Annotated in this window: 11 protein-coding genes and 1 pseudogene; 3 read left to right on the top strand and 9 right to left on the bottom strand. The window is 71.4% G+C overall.

Going from position 1 to position 13,859, the window contains the following annotated elements; genetic code table 11:
* Positions 1–3: 3 nt before the first annotated feature.
* The 5 genes and pseudogenes from MSPGM_RS21570 to MSPGM_RS21550 all read right to left on the bottom strand — a co-directional run bounded on the left by MSPGM_RS21570 (position 4) and on the right by MSPGM_RS21550 (position 4,937).
* Positions 4–1,095: an ABC transporter permease gene (locus MSPGM_RS21570; protein ID WP_003602420.1), complete on the bottom strand. Its 1,092-nt coding sequence runs from the start codon at positions 1,093–1,095 to the stop codon at positions 4–6.
* Positions 1,092–2,015 (bottom strand): ABC transporter permease, encoded by a 924-nt coding sequence (locus tag MSPGM_RS21565; RefSeq protein WP_003602418.1) that lies wholly within the window; start codon positions 2,013–2,015, stop codon positions 1,092–1,094. Before MSPGM_RS21565 ends, MSPGM_RS21570 begins: the two co-directional genes overlap by 4 nt.
* A pseudogene (locus MSPGM_RS21560) lies at positions 2,012–3,609 on the bottom strand (peptide ABC transporter substrate-binding protein). Before MSPGM_RS21560 ends, MSPGM_RS21565 begins: the two are co-directional and overlap by 4 nt.
* Before the next feature lie 368 nt (positions 3,610–3,977).
* Positions 3,978–4,415, bottom strand: coding sequence for a GlcG/HbpS family heme-binding protein (locus MSPGM_RS21555; protein ID WP_003602415.1), 438 nt, complete (start codon positions 4,413–4,415; stop codon positions 3,978–3,980).
* Positions 4,416–4,484: 69 nt separating this feature from the next.
* Positions 4,485–4,937, bottom strand: coding sequence for an OsmC family protein (locus tag MSPGM_RS21550; protein ID WP_003602413.1), 453 nt, complete (start codon positions 4,935–4,937; stop codon positions 4,485–4,487).
* A gap of 148 nt (positions 4,938–5,085) precedes the next feature.
* Between MSPGM_RS21550 and MSPGM_RS21545 the strand changes: the two genes are divergently transcribed.
* Complete coding sequence (locus tag MSPGM_RS21545) at positions 5,086–5,802, top strand: dihydrofolate reductase family protein (protein ID WP_003602411.1); 717 nt, start codon at positions 5,086–5,088, stop codon at positions 5,800–5,802.
* Between the two features lie 86 nt (positions 5,803–5,888).
* Here the strand turns inward: MSPGM_RS21545 and MSPGM_RS21540 are convergent, their stop codons facing one another.
* Both MSPGM_RS21540 and MSPGM_RS21535 read right to left on the bottom strand, forming a co-directional pair.
* Positions 5,889–6,917: an alpha/beta fold hydrolase gene (locus MSPGM_RS21540; RefSeq protein WP_003602409.1), complete on the bottom strand. Its 1,029-nt coding sequence runs from the start codon at positions 6,915–6,917 to the stop codon at positions 5,889–5,891.
* Between the two features lie 398 nt (positions 6,918–7,315).
* Positions 7,316–9,181: an ABC-F family ATP-binding cassette domain-containing protein gene (locus tag MSPGM_RS21535; RefSeq protein WP_003602407.1), complete on the bottom strand. Its 1,866-nt coding sequence runs from the start codon at positions 9,179–9,181 to the stop codon at positions 7,316–7,318.
* A gap of 139 nt (positions 9,182–9,320) precedes the next feature.
* Here MSPGM_RS21535 and MSPGM_RS21530 point away from each other — a divergent pair, with 139 nt between their 5' ends.
* Positions 9,321–10,547: an acyl-CoA dehydrogenase family protein gene (locus tag MSPGM_RS21530; RefSeq protein ID WP_003602406.1), complete on the top strand. Its 1,227-nt coding sequence runs from the start codon at positions 9,321–9,323 to the stop codon at positions 10,545–10,547.
* A gap of 70 nt (positions 10,548–10,617) precedes the next feature.
* Entirely contained in the window at positions 10,618–12,606 is a 1,989-nt protein-coding gene (mutL, locus tag MSPGM_RS21525; protein ID WP_015857441.1) for a DNA mismatch repair endonuclease MutL, read from the top strand.
* 62 nt (positions 12,607–12,668) lie between these two features.
* On the opposite strand, the gene MSPGM_RS21520 is transcribed toward mutL, so the two are convergent.
* Together MSPGM_RS21520 and MSPGM_RS21515 are read right to left on the bottom strand one after the other, a co-directional pair.
* Entirely contained in the window at positions 12,669–13,157 is a 489-nt protein-coding gene (locus tag MSPGM_RS21520) for a hypothetical protein (RefSeq protein WP_209688709.1), read from the bottom strand.
* A 113-nt stretch (positions 13,158–13,270) separates the two neighbouring features.
* Positions 13,271–13,759, bottom strand: a complete 489-nt coding sequence (locus tag MSPGM_RS21515; protein WP_003607575.1) for an Hsp20 family protein — start codon at positions 13,757–13,759, stop codon at positions 13,271–13,273.
* Positions 13,760–13,859: the final 100 nt, after the last annotated feature.

The following is a 13,859-nucleotide window of genomic DNA, read 5'->3' as shown; positions in this document are numbered from 1 at the left end:
GGTTCAGCGAGCCTCGGCGGCGGACAGCCGCGGGTCGAGCGCCTCGCCGAGGCCGTCGCCGAGCCGGTTCAGGGCCACCAGGGTGACCACGAGGAAGCCCGCGGGCGCGGCCAGCATCCACGGCGCGGATTCGAGCGCGCGGGCGCCTTCCGCGATCAGCACGCCCCAGGAGGTGTCGGGCTCCTGCACGCCGAGACCGAGGAACGAGAGGAAGCTTTCCAGGAGGATCACCCGCGGCACCAGCAGGGTCGCCGCCGCGATGATCGATCCGAGCGTATTCGGCACGATGTGGCGGACGAGAATCCTAACCGTGCCCGCCCCGAGCGCCGAGGCCGCGCGGACGAAATCGCGGTCCTTCAGGCTCAGGGTCTGGGTGCGGACGATGCGGGCCATGTCGAGCCACTCGACCGCTGCCACGGCCACCAGCACCAGCCACAGGCCGGCACGGAAGAACACCAGCAGCATGATGACGAAGAAGACGAAGGGCAGGGCGTAGAGGATGTCGAGGAGGCGCATCATCAGCGCATCGACCGTGCCCCCGGCCATGCCGGAGACCGCGCCGTAGGCGACGCCGATGAGAAGCGCGGCGAGCGCCGCGGTCAGCCCGATCAGCAAGGAGACCTGCCCCGCGGCGAGGCAGCGGCTGAGGAGATCGCGCCCGAGCGCATCGGTGCCGAGGAGGAAGGTCAGCCGTCGGAGCGGCGCCTCGACCACGAGCCGGCGTCCATCCGCGGATCGCTCCAGCACCTGAGCCTCGCCGAACAGGCCGGAGCGGGGCAGCAGACGGAGGGAGCGCGCGTCGATCGGTTTTGGCGCCGTCAGCGTCATGCGCACCCGGTCGCCGTCCTGCGCCACGTCTTCCAGCGTCAGCCGCATCCGGAAGGCGAGGCGCGTGAGGGCCGGCCGCACCGCGTCGGGCCGCGGGTGGGCGGCAAGGCTCGGGGCGACCCGGACGAAATCCGGATAGATCCGCTCGGGCGGGTGCCCGGTGAGTCGCGGGCCGACGAAGCAGGCCAGGGCGATCAGCACGAGGCTCGCAAGGGCCACAAGCGCCGGGCGGTCGCGGGCGAGGCGGCGAGCGAGCGTCAGGCTCATGCCGACAGCCTCACGCGCGGGTCGAGGGCGGCGGCGATGAGGTCGGCGATCAGGTTGAAGACGATCACCATCACCGCCACCAGAATCACCGTGCCCATCACCAGGGTGTAGTCGCGGTTGAGCGCCCCCTCGACGAAGTAGCGGCCGATGCCGGGCAGGCCGAAGATGGTCTCGACCACCACCGAGCCGGTCATCAGCCCCGCCGCCAGCGGTCCGAGGGTCGCGACCACAGGAAGCAGCGCCCCGCGCAACGCGTGCCGAGCGATGCGGGCGCGCGAGAGCCCCATGGCGCGCTGCGTGCGGATATGCGGCTGGATCAGCACCTCGCCGAGCGAGGCGCGGGTGAGCCGGGCGATGCCGGCCGCGTGGGGCAAAGCCAGGGTGAGCACCGGCAGGACGAGGTTTTGCGGCGCGCCGTCCGCCCATCCGCCGACGGGGAGCCAAGCGAGGCCGAGGCCGAACACGATCTGGAGCAGGGGCGCGGTGACGAAGTTCGGCACCGCAAGCCCGAGCGAGGCGGCGAGTCCGACCAGCCGGTCTGCGAGCCCATTGCGGTTGAAGGCGGCGAGGCTGCCGAGCGCGAGGCCGAGGGCCAACGCCAGGACAAGCGCGAGGCCGCCGAGCGTCACGGAGACGGGCAGCCCCCGCGCGAACAGGTCGGTGACGGTGAGATCGCGAAAGGTGAAGGAGGGGCCGAGATCACCCCGCAGCAGGCTCAGGAGATAGCGCCCGAACTGCACGATCAGCGGCTGGTCGAGGCCGTAGACCCGGCGCAGGTTCTCCATCGCCGCCGGCGGCAGCGGCCGCTCCAGATCGAACGGGCCGCCGGGTGCCAGCCGGATCAGGAAGAAGCTGCCCGCCACCACCAGGAACAGGGTCGGCAGGCTCTGGGCGATCCGGCGCAGGATCAGCGGGATCATGGATCGAGCCGGAGATAGCGGGTGGGGGCGACGTTGCGGATGTTCGGGTGCATCCCGTGCAGCCGCGGCGAGACGAGCGCCTTCGAGCGGTAATGCAGCAGCGGCACCCAGGGCAGTTCGTTGAGCACGATGGTTTCGGCGTCGAACAGCATCCGCGCGCGGGCCTGAACGTCGCGCTCCCCTGCGGCTTGGGTCAGCAGCCCGTCGAACGCTGCGTTCGACCAGCGCCCGGCATTGAACCCGTCATTGCCGGTGCGGAGCAGAAACAAAAAGTTCTGCGGGTCGGAATAGTCGGCGACCCAGGACATCCGGGCGAGGTCGAAGGGGCCGCCGTCGCGGAGATACGCGAAGTGGGTCTTGGCGTCGGTGGAGACGAAGCGGGTCACGACGCCGATGCCGCGCCACGCATCGGCGAGCGCGATCGCGGTGTTGCGGTTGTTGTCGGTGACGTTGAAGCGGTACTCGACCGTGAGCGGGTTGCCCGGCCCGTAGCCGGCTTGCGCCAGCAGCCGCAACGCCTCCTCCTCGCGGTCGATCGGCCCATCCTCGCGCCCCGGCAGGAGCGGAGGCGGCAGGGCGTTGTCGAGGCCCGGCGGGCAGAACGAATAGGCCGGGGCCATGGTCTGCCCCCAGACGATCTCGGCCAGAAACTCCCGGTCGATGGCCAGCGACAGGGCCCGGCGCACCCGCGCGTCGTCGAAGGGTTTCTTGCGCAGGTTGAAGGCGATGGCGAGCAGGCCGAGTCCCGGTCCGAGCTGCACCTGGGGGCCGAAGCGGCTCTTGAGCGAGGCGATCTGGTCGGCGGGCAGGTCCGAGAGGGAATCGATCTCACCGGCCGCGTAACGCCGCACCGCCGCAGCGAGGTCGGGGGTCGGGATGACGTCGACCCGCTCGATCGGGATCGCGGCGGCGTCGCGGTAATGCGGGTTTTTCGTCAGGGTGATGCGGTCGTTCGGTACCCAATCGACCAGGGCGTAGGGGCCGTTCGAGACGAGGTTGCCGGGCCGCGCGAAGACGTCGCCCCAGCGCTCCAGCGAGGGGCGGTGGACTGGCAGCGAGGTCTGGTGCGTGAGAAGTTCGAGGAGGTAGGGCACCGGCTCGACGAGCCCGATCTCCAGGGTGCGGGGATCGGGGGCCGTCACCCCAGCGTCTCCGGCGGCTGCTCACCCGCATTGACGGCGGCCGCTCCCCGGATCGGGAACAGCACCTCGGCGTATTTCGCCGCCGTCTTCGGATCGAGGATGCGGCGCAGCGAGAACAGGAAGTCGTCGGCCGTGACCGCATCGCCGTTCGACCAGCGCCCGTCGGGACGAAGATGGAAGCGGTAGGTGAGGCGGTCGTCGGAGACGGTCCAACGCTCGGCCATGCCGGGAATGATCGTGCCGCGGTTGTCGTAGGTCAGCAGCCCCTCGAACAGGTCGCGCAGGAGATGCGCCTCGGCCACCGTCGAGGTCTTGTGCGGATCGAGTGTTTCCGGGTCGGCGTCGTTGCCGCGGCGGTAGACGGGGGAGGCCGCCCGCGCGGGAGCGGGGAGGACGAGCCCGGCAGCAAGCGCCGCGCCGGTCTGGAGGAGGGTGCGGCGGGGGAGGTTCATGGGCTCAGGCAACGCTACGGCGGTGCCACGGCGCCAAGCGGCTCACGGACAGGCGAGCCTTCTCCCGACGCATCCCCTCGCCCCGCTTGCGGGGAGAGGGTCGCGACGACCCTGTCGTCGGCGCGACGAGGCGGCAGCCGAAGGTGAGGGGGCGGTGCCGGATGCGTCTCATCCGGGGATACCCCCTCACCCTCGCTCCGGCTTCGCCTTCGCTTCCGCCCTGCACGACAAGGTGCAGGGCGGCCTCTCCCCGCCGGATCCCGGGCTTGCCCGGGATCCGATTAGCGGTCGCCGAAGTCGGGCAAGCCCGACTTCGGTTGGGGAGAGGGGACACGCGGTGCGCGCCTCCGAACACGGCCGTCAGGCGCTCACGCCCCCGTCTCCCCCTTCAGCCCCGCCGCCTCGATGCCGGCCAGGGCGCAGATCTCATCGTTGTCGGAGGTGTCGCCGGAGACGCCGACCGCGCCGAGCAGGCGGCCGTCGGCATCGCGGATCAGCACGCCGCCGGGCACCGGCACCAGAGCGTCCGGGCCGACGAGGTGGCTCACGGCGGCCACGAAATGCGGCTGCTCCTCGGCCCGATTGGCGATCGCCCGCGAGCCGAGGCCGAGCGCCAGCGCGCCGTTGGCCTTGCCGCGGGCCACTTCCGCGCGGCGCAGCGAGGTGCCGTCCTCGGCCGCAAGACATTTGAGGGCGCCGCGGGCGTCGTAGACGACCACCGCCAGCGGCTTGAGATTCCGTTCGCGGGCGGTCTTCAGGGCGGTCGCCACAAGGGTCTGGGCGGCGGCGAGCGTCAGGTCGGTCATCCGGATGTCCTCGAAGGATCGCGTTGTCGAGGACATGCACCGGCGGAGCCGGTTTCGCCAAGCGCGCCTTCAGGCGACCGTCACCTCGGTCCGCACGGAATTGGCGATGAAGCAGGTCTCGTGCGCCTCATGGTGGAGCGCGGCGAGCCGCTCCGCGTCGGGCGCCGCGCCGGTCCACTCGATGCGCGGATGCAGCACCACCCGCGTCACCGCCTGCCGGCCGGGCGCGATTTCCTCCATGCTGCCCTCAGCGTGGTCCCGGTAGGCCTGTGCGACGAATCCGGCGAGCCTCGCGACGTGGACGAAGCTCAGCATGTGGCAGGTCGAGAGCGCCGCCACCAGCATCTCCTCGGGATCGACCGCCGCCGCCACCGCCCACTTGCCGACGACGTGCGGCGAGGCCGAACCCGCGAGTTCGACGCCGCCATCGAAGCGCACGGTGTGGCCGCGGCTGTAGCGCCCCGCGGAAAAGTCCTCGCCCGCCGCCAGCGCCCAGCGGACATCCGCGGTGTAGGTCGCCATCCTCGCCTCCCGATCCGTCGGCAGCAGCCTATCCGGCGCGGGCGCCTTCGGCCAAGCCGGCGGCGCGTCGCCGCGGCGGCGCGCCCTGGCCCGGATGGACGGCCGGTCTAGTTCCGCCTCCACAATCGAGAGCAGGAACCCTGACGCCATGACCGACACATCGGAGCGCCCCTACGTCCTGTGCCACATGACCACCTCGGTCGATGGGCGCATCAAGGTCCGGCGCTGGACCACCATCGACGCGGATTCGCATTACGAGGAGGTCCACAAGCAGCTGCAGGGCGACGCCTGGATGTGCGGGCGCATCACCATGCAGGGCTACGCCGACAGCGCCAAGCCGCTCGCCTCCGTTCCGCCCGAGGAGCCTGTCTCCCGCGAGGATCACGTCGCCCGCACCGATGCGTCCGGCTACGCGGTGGCGCTCGATGCCCGCGGCGCGATGGATTGGGGTGCACGCAACGACATCGAGGGCGATCACGTCATCGTGCTGACGACGGGACAGGCCTCGGACGACCGCCTGCGCCGCCTGAAGGCCGGCGGCCAATCCTACATCATCGCCGGTGAGCGCGAGGTCGATTTCGCCCTGGCGCTGGCCAAGCTCAAGCGCCTGTTCGGCATCGAGCGGCTGCTGGTCGAGGGCGGCGGGCGCATCAACGGCTCGATGCTGAAGGCCGGGCTCGTGGACGAACTCAGCCTGCTGATCGCGCCCGCCGTCGACGGCGTGCTCGGCACGCCGGCCCTGTTCGACTTCGAGGGCGGGGAGGGGGATTCCATGGGCTCGCGCCGCCGCCTCACCCGCACCGCCTGCGCGCCGTTCGACGACGGCACCGTCTGGCTGCGCTACCGGATCGAAGCGGTCGGCTGATACGGGTTCGCTTGATCAAAGCGAAGACCGTATCAGCAAGCCCGCGCGGCGCCTGAGCGGCGTCCAAATCCGCCATCCCGAAGGGATCAACCGGATTTGGTATGACCCCGCGCTTCGGGATGGGCGGCGAGGAAGGCGTCGTAGGCGTTCGTCACCGCCGCCCGGTTCTCGAAATGCGGGAAGGCACCCGTCGGCAGCCGCAGGATCGTCCAGTTCGGGCGGCCCGCCACCTCGCCGACATAGCGGTAATCGACGAAGTCGCCCCGCGCCCCGTGCACCATGAAGACGGGCAGGCGCAAAGCCTCGTAGACCCGCGTCGTATCGTCGGGGAACAGGTAGCCGGAGAGGAATGAGAACGGCGCGTGCTCGGCGCCTGGCTGGCGGGCCGAGAGCTGGTCGTAGGCGAGCAGGCCCTCGTCGATGTCGCGGCTGCCCCAGGTCTTTTCCAGGAAGAAGCGCATGCTCGGCCGGCTCACCAGCGCGTCGAAGAGCGGGCGGCCCCAGAGCGGGAAGGCGGCGAGCCCTCGGGCCAGCGGCTTGCCGCGGTTGGTGTCCGCCGGCCCGTACCCGGAAAGGCGGGCATCGAAGCCGGTCGGGCTGATCAGGCCGAGCGTCGAAAACAGGTCCGGTCGCTCCAAGGCGGCACGGGCGAGATAGGCGCACGGCAGCGAGAGCGCGATCGCGTCGAGCGCCCCGCCGCCGTGGCGGCCGGCGATCTCGGCCGCCGCGTCGAGGATCGCGTCGGTCATCAGCCGGGGCGTGTAGATCCGGTCCGCCCGCTCGGAGTGGCCGAAGCCCGGCAGTTCCAGCGCGTAGACGGGGCGGTGGCCCCGGTAATGCTCGTAGAGCGGCTTGACCTCGTAGGCGTTGGCCGCCGCGTTGACCGAGTGGATCAGGAGCAGCGGCCGTCCGCCCTGCGCATCCGCGGCGTAGAGGTTCACCCGGCCCGCCCGCGTGCGCAGGGTGCTGCGCCGCCCCGGCAGGGCCGGAGGCAGGGGGCCGGCCCGGTTCAGCCCGAGATGGCTCCAGGCGATCCAGGCGCCGGCCGCCGCCAGCGGCAGCAGCGCGAGGGCCTTTCCGCTCTTTCGTGTCACGGGATGGCTCGTGCCGCGCATGATTTCTCCGTTCCGCTCTCGCGTCGGACAACGCGGGGCAGGGGCCGGCGTTGCCCCGATCACCGGCCACCCACGGCTCACGCCGCGGCGGCCTCCCGTTAAGCTTGCAGGCGAGCGAAGGGGGAAGGAACCGGATGCCGGTTCGCAAGGCGCCGCGCGCGAGCCCGTCCGAGAGACAGTTTACCCAGCTTGGTCCGGCAATCTGGATGCTCCTCATGCTGCGCGAGCAGCCTCGAAGCACGCCGCGACGCTTGCCCGATCGAGCCGCGCTGGGGGATCGACCGTTCCGGGGTGCTTCGAGGCCGGGCGATCGCTCGGCACCTCAGCATGAGGAGCGATGGCCCTGCCCATAAGCCGCGCTCGAACTGGCGGGCTTGGGACAGGTTCGCGGCCTAGCCTCAGGCCGCCGCCTCGATCTCGCCGCTCACCTCCAGCCATTCCTCCTCGGCCTTGGCCAGGGCTTCGGCCGCCTCGGCACGCATGCGGGCGATGTCGCCGGCCTTGGCCGCGTCCTTGAGGAAGGCGGTGCCGTCGGCCAAGGCCGCGTCGATCTTCTCGATCGCCGCCGAGAGCTTGGCCATGCGCGCCTCGATGCCGTCGAGGCGCTTGCGCAGCGGCGCCAGAGCCGCGCGGCGCTCCACCGCCGAGCGGCGCGCCTCGGCCTTCTGCCCCCCGGTGCCCTCGCCGGACGTGTCCACCCGCTCCGGGCCGGCGAGCACGAGACGGCGGTAATCGTCCATGTCGCCGTCGAAGGACTTCACCGAGCCGTCGCCGACGATCCAGAGCCGGTCGGCGCAGGCCTCGATCAGGAAGCGGTCGTGGGAGACGAGGATCACCGCCCCCTCGTAATCGTTGATCGCCTCCACCAAAGCCTGCCGGCTCTCGATATCGAGGTGGTTGGTCGGCTCGTCGAGGATCAGCAAGTGCGGCCCGTCGAAGGCGGCGAGCCCCATCAACAGTCGCGCCTTCTCGCCACCGGAGAGTTTCTCCACCGGCGTGTCGGCTTTTGACGCCGGGAAGCCCAGCCGAGCGGCGGCCGAGCGCACCTTGGCCTCGGGCGCGTCGGGCATGCGGTCGCGCACATGCGCCACCGCGCTCTCGGACGGGCGCAGCTCGTCGAGCTGGTGCTGCGCGAAATAGGCGACCTCCATCTTGGAGGAGCGCCGCATCTCGCCCGCGAGCGGGGGCAGCCGCCCGCCGATCAGTTTGCAGAAGGTCGACTTGCCGTTGCCGTTGGCGCCCAAGAGCGCCACCCGGTCGTCGGGGGCCAGTGACAGGTTGAGCCCCGAGAGCACGATGCGCTCGCCGTAGCCGGCCTGGACGCGCTCCATCGCCACGATCGGCGGCGAGAGCGGCTTTTCCGGGCTCGGCAGGTGGATCACCGGCACGTCGTCTTCCAAGAGCGCGGCGATGGGCTCCATCTTGGCGAGCCGCTTCATCCGCGACTGAGCTTGGCGCGCCTTGGTCGCCTTGGCCTTGAAGCGGTCGATGAAGCTCTGCAGATGCGCCCGCTCGACCTCCTGCTTGGCCTTCGCCTTCGCCTGAAGCACCCGCTTCTCGGAGAGCTGACGGGCAAAGCTGGTATAGCCGCCGCGGTAGATCGTGAGCTTGCCCCGATCCAGGTGCAGGATGTGATCGACGGATGTGTCGAGCAATTCCCGGTCGTGGCTGATGATGACGGCCGTGCGGGGGTACTTCTCGAGGTAGTCGTAGAGCCAGAGCGTGCCCTCGATATCGAGGTAGTTGGTCGGCTCGTCGAGAAGCAGCAGGTCGGGCTCGGAGAACAGCACCGCAGCGAGCGCCACCCGCATCCGCCAGCCGCCGGAGAAGTCCGAGCACGGACGGCCCTGCGCTGCCGCGTCAAAACCGAGGCCGTGCAGGATCGCCGCCGCGCGGGCCGGGGCAGAATGGGCGCCGATATCGACGAGCCGCGTCTCGATCTCGGCGCGGCGCAGCCCGTCGGCGTGCTCCGCCTCCTGCATCAGCCGAGAGCGCTCGGTGTCGGCGGCGAGCACGACCTCGTGCAGGGTCTCGGGGCCGGCGGGCGCTTCCTGCGCCACCGCGCCGATGCGCATGCCCTTGGGCAGCGAGACCGCGCCGGCATCGGTCGGCAACTCGCCGAGGATCGCCCGGAACAGGGTGGTCTTGCCCGCCCCGTTGCGGCCGACGAGCCCGACCCGCGCCCGGTCGGGAATCGCGAAGGTCGCCGAATCGAGGATGACCCGCTCGCCGATGCGGTAGGTGAGATCGTTGACGCGCAGCATGAGCCGCGTTCTGGGGGCGGGCGAGCTTCAGCGCAAGAGCGGCGGCCCCGCGCAGGCCTTCCGCGGGGCCCGCGCGAACGTTTTGCCAGCTTGAGCGTTCGGCTCGGACGAACAACGGCAAAAAAGACGCGGAGGAACCATGGCCAAGCCAGAATTTAAGGCGCCGCGCCCGCCGGAGCTGCTCTCGCCCTGGCGCACCGACCGCCGCGCCGCGCTCCAAGAGGAGGCCCGGGCGTTTGCCCGCGACGTGATCCTGCCGCTCGCCGACGAACTCGACCCGCAGAAGGGCGAGATGCCCCGCTCGCTCATCGACGCGATGGCGGAGAAGGGCTGGTTCGGCATCACCATCCCCGCCGAGTATGGCGGGATGGGGCTGGGCGTGTTCGAGTACTGCCTGATCTCGGAAGAACTCGCCCGAGCGTGGCTCTCCACCGGCTCGATCCTGGCCCGCGGCCAGGGCCTCGGCACCCAGACGCTCGACGACGAAAGCCGCCGGGCGCTGCTGGCCAAATCCGCCAAGGGGCAGTGGATCGGCTCGATTGCACTCTCCGAACCCACCGCCGGCTCGGATCTGGCCGGCGTGCAGACCCGCGCGGTGCGCGAGGGCGACGAATGGGTGCTCACCGGCACCAAGCGCTGGGCCGGCTTCGCTCAAGGCGCCGACTTCATCGAGGTGCTGGCCCGCGTGCGCGACCCCGAGCCCGGCGAGCCGCGCTCGGCCGGCCTCGAGCCCTTCCTCGTGGTCAAGGAGCCCGGCACCTTCCCGAAGGGCATGACCGGCACCGTCATCGACAAGATCGGCTATCACGGCTTCCTCACCTTCGAGCTGAACCTCGACGGCGTGCGGGTGCCTGAGCGCGACCGGCTCACCGGCCTCTACGGCGACGAGGGGGCGGACGCGGATTCCGGCGGCTTCGCCTCGGTGCAGCGCGGCCTCAACATCGCCCGCGTCCACACCGCCGCCCGCGCGGTCGGCGTGGCCCGCGCCGCGGTGGAGGATTGCACCGCCTACCTTCAGGAGCGCGAGCAGTTCGGCCAGCCGATCGGCCAGTTCCAGGCCCTGCGCTTCGCGCTCGCCGACATGGCCGCCGAGGTGGCCCAGGCCCGCGCCTACTGGCAACAGGTCGCCCACCTCCTCGACGAGGGCCTGCCCGCCGAGAGCGAATCGGCTCAGGTAAAGCTGCTGGCCACCGAGATGGCGGTGCGGGTGACGAACCAGGCGATGCAGCTGCACGGCGGCAACGGCTACACCACCGAGCGGCGGGTCGAGCGCTATTGGCGCGATGCGCGCCTCACCACGATCTTCGAGGGCACCAGCGAGATCCAGCGCCGCATCATCAGCGACCGGATGCTGCCGCGGGGGTGAACCGGGGGGTGAGGATACCGGGTCCGCGCGCCTATCGGGCGGGCGGCAGGCCGCCTATATTTCGCGGGCCATGTCCGCCGCCCCCGAACTTCGCGATCCGCCGCCCGCGCATGTGCGCCGCCTCGATCCAATCCTGGTCGATCGCATCGCCGCGGGCGAGGTGGTCGAGCGGCCGGCCTCGGCGGTCAAGGAACTGGTCGAGAACGCGATCGATGCCGGCGCGCGCAGCATCGAGGTGGCGATCGAGGGTGGCGGGCGCCGCCTGATCCGCGTCATCGACGACGGCATCGGCATGGGAGCCGACGACCTCGCACTCGCGGTCGAGCGCCACGCGACCTCGAAGCTGCCCGACGGCGACCTGACCCGGATCGGCTCGCTCGGCTTTCGCGGCGAGGCGCTGCCCTCGATCGGCGCGGTCTCGCGGCTCACGATCACCTCGCGCACCGCCGACGGCGAGGGGGTGAGCCTCACCCTCGATTCCGGCGTCAAGGGGCCGGTGCGCCCGGCGCCCGCCTCGCGCGGCACCCGCATCGAGGTCACCGAGCTGTTCGCCGCGACCCCGGCCCGGCTGAAGTTCCTGAAGACCGACCGGGCCGAGACGGCCGCCGTCTCCGAAATCCTGCGCCGGCTCGCGGTGGCGCAGCCGCAGATCCGCTTCACCCTGCGGACCGAGAGCGGCAGCCCGACGGTGTTTCCCGCCGAGAGCGAGCCGGGCCCGGCGGCCCTGCTACGCCGACTCGGGGCCGTGCTCGGCCCCGATTTCCCCGGCAATGCCGTGCCCGTCGACATGGCCCGCGAGGGTTTCGCGCTTGCCGGCCATGTCGGCCTGCCGACCTTCCACCGCGGGGCGGCGAGCCACATCCACTTCGTCGTCAACGGGCGCCCGGTGCGCGACCGGCTCCTGCTCGGGGCCGTGCGCGGGGCTTATGCCGACACCATGAGCTCGGACCGCCACCCGGTGCTCGCGCTCCATCTCATCTGCGATCCCGCCCTCGTCGATGTGAACGTGCACCCGGCCAAGACCGAGCTGCGCTTCCGCGAGCCGGGGCTGGTGCGGGCGCTGATCGTCAGCGCGATCCACGAGGCTTTGCGCCGAGCCGGGGCGCGCTCTTCCAGCACCGGCACTCAGGCCGCCCTCGACGCGCTGCGGGCCGGCACCGGCATGGGGGGCGCCCCGCCGATGGCGGCGGGGGTGGGCCGGTTCGCCGTGCATTCGGGCGCCTCCACTGCCAGCGCCCTGAACCCCCGCCCGGCGAGCCGCCTGTTCTCCGGCCCCTCGGTGGCCGCACCCGCGGGCTACCGCCCGGCGCCGCGCCCGGCCTTCACCGAGGACCATCCAGGCTTTGCCGAGACGCCGCAGGCTTTGTTCTCCGCCGACCTCGCCCCGCCCGGCGCCGACCTGCGGCCCGATCCGGAGGCGGGCTCGGAGGCCGAGACCCATCCCGAGACCCACCCGCTGGGTGCCGCCCGCGCGCAGATCCACGAGACCTACATCGTCGCCCAGACCCGCGATGGGATCGTGCTGGTCGATCAGCACGCCGCCCACGAGCGGCTCGTCTACGAGCGGCTGAAGCGCGAGCGGGCCGGCGGCGGCGTGCTCGCCCAGGGGCTCCTGATCCCCGACGTGGTCGAGATGGCGCCCGAGGAGGCCGACCGCCTCGTCGAGGCGGCGCCCGAGCTGGAGCGGCTCGGCCTCACCCTGGAGGCGTTCGGCCCCGGCGCCGTGCTGGTGCGCTCCGTGCCGTCGGCGCTGGCGGGCGGCTCGGTAAAGGGGCTCGTGCTCGACGTGCTCGACGCGCTGGCGGCCAGCGGTGTCGAGGAGGGTGGCCCGGCCGGCGCGGGCGATCCCGATCCGGTGAGCCGACGCCTCGACGCGATCCTCTCGCGGATGAGCTGCCACGGCTCGATCCGCGCCGGCCGCCGCCTCAAGCCCGAGGAGATGAACGCCCTGCTGCGCGAAATGGAGGCGACGCCGCTCTCCGGCTCGTGCAACCACGGCCGCCCGACCTTCGTGAGCCTCGGACTCGCCGATATCGAGCGGCTGTTCGGGCGGCGGTGACGGCGTCCTCCTCAGGAAGACGCCGGGCTCGAGCGTAAAGCCGGCAGGACGCCGCCCCGCGGTCAGGCCGGGATGGCGACGGCCAGGGCCGCCGCGCTCGGGGGTGTGCGCGGGCGGGGCATCACCGCCGCCGGGCAGGGCGGCGGATCGTCGTCATCGTCCCGGCGACCGGGGCGAAAAAACCGGTGCCGGTTCGATGCGCGCCGCGGGCGCCGGGGCCAGGCCGGACTGCCGGAATGGGCCGTGCTCGCCGAGGGAGGCCCCCGGTCGAGCGTGCCGAGCGCGGCGAGGACGGTATCGACCGGCACCGGCTCGGCCCTGCAGCCGGCAAGGCAGCGCAAAGCGGGCGCATTCTCGAGGGCGCAGGCATCGGACGCCCAGGAGGCCAGGATCGCGCGCTTATCCGCGCGCGACAAGAGCGGGTGGGCCAGCACCTCGCGCGGATGGCGGAACACGTCGCCGGGGGCGACGAGCGCCTGCCATGCCTCGAACGAGGCGGCCGGGGTGCCGGCCGGGTTCATGGGGCCGGAATGGGCGGAATGCGTGTCCATCGTCGTCACGGGTCATCTCCCTGAAAGCACGGGGTTTTCGTGCGAAAAGGAAGCGGTCCCCGAAGGCGCGCAGCCTCCGGGGATGCTGGCTCGTGTGTGGCGTGCGCCGAGGGTCAAGCGGCCTTGGACAGGTCCTCGACCTGAGCCGGCGTCTTCTCGGCCGACGCGTTGTCCTGCCCGATGGCGGTCCCTGTGCCGCCGATGGCGATCCGGCGCGGCTTGAACGCCTCCGGCACCTCACGCTTCAGCTCAACCGTCAGCAGGCCGTTATCCAGGCTGGCGCCCGTGACCCGCACATGCTGGGCCAGGTTGAAGCTCTGGCGGAACGTGCGGCCAGCGATGCCCCGGTGCAGATACTGGCGCTCGCCCTCCTGGGCCTTCTTCTGGCCCGTGACGAGGAGCGTGGTGTCGTGCTGGGTGAGTTCGATCTCGTCCTGCGCGAAGCCCGCGACCGCCATGGTGATGCGGTAGGCATCCTCGGACACCTTCTCGATATCGTAGGGCGGCCATGCAGCCGAGGTCTCGGCTTGGTCGAGCAGGGAAAACAACCGGTCGAAACCGACGGTGGACCGGTATAGGGGAGAAAAGTCGAAGGTCCTCATGACCACATCCTCCTTGGAGCAACGTGATGACGAGGGCCGCCGGACACCTGCATCCGGCGCCCCATAAGCGAGCCCGATTTGGGCCTCGCACGCGCGTAAC

Source organism: Methylorubrum sp. GM97 (assembly GCF_024347855.1).
GTDB classification, from domain to species: Bacteria; Pseudomonadota; Alphaproteobacteria; order Rhizobiales; family Beijerinckiaceae; genus Methylobacterium; species Methylobacterium extorquens.
The sequence above is the reverse complement of the archived record's forward strand: the minus strand, read 5'-3'. Positions and strand labels throughout refer to the sequence as shown.

Excerpts from the sequence above, each read along its gene's own strand:
- MSPGM_RS21570 (WP_003602420.1), bottom strand. The coding sequence starts at position 1,095 with ATGAGCCTGACGCTCGCTCGCCGCCTCGCCCGCGACCGCCCGGCGCTT.
- MSPGM_RS21565 (WP_003602418.1), bottom strand. The coding sequence starts at position 2,015 with ATGATCCCGCTGATCCTGCGCCGGATCGCCCAGAGCCTGCCGACCCTG.
- MSPGM_RS21555 (WP_003602415.1), bottom strand. The coding sequence starts at position 4,415 with ATGACCGACCTGACGCTCGCCGCCGCCCAGACCCTTGTGGCGACCGCC.
- MSPGM_RS21550 (WP_003602413.1), bottom strand. The coding sequence starts at position 4,937 with ATGGCGACCTACACCGCGGATGTCCGCTGGGCGCTGGCGGCGGGCGAG.
- MSPGM_RS21545 (WP_003602411.1), top strand. The coding sequence starts at position 5,086 with ATGACCGACACATCGGAGCGCCCCTACGTCCTGTGCCACATGACCACC.
- MSPGM_RS21540 (WP_003602409.1), bottom strand. The coding sequence starts at position 6,917 with ATGCGCGGCACGAGCCATCCCGTGACACGAAAGAGCGGAAAGGCCCTC.
- MSPGM_RS21535 (WP_003602407.1), bottom strand. The coding sequence starts at position 9,181 with ATGCTGCGCGTCAACGATCTCACCTACCGCATCGGCGAGCGGGTCATC.
- MSPGM_RS21530 (WP_003602406.1), top strand. The coding sequence starts at position 9,321 with ATGGCCAAGCCAGAATTTAAGGCGCCGCGCCCGCCGGAGCTGCTCTCG.
- mutL (WP_015857441.1), top strand. The coding sequence starts at position 10,618 with ATGTCCGCCGCCCCCGAACTTCGCGATCCGCCGCCCGCGCATGTGCGC.
- MSPGM_RS21520 (WP_209688709.1), bottom strand. The coding sequence starts at position 13,157 with ATGGACACGCATTCCGCCCATTCCGGCCCCATGAACCCGGCCGGCACC.
- MSPGM_RS21515 (WP_003607575.1), bottom strand. The coding sequence starts at position 13,759 with ATGAGGACCTTCGACTTTTCTCCCCTATACCGGTCCACCGTCGGTTTC.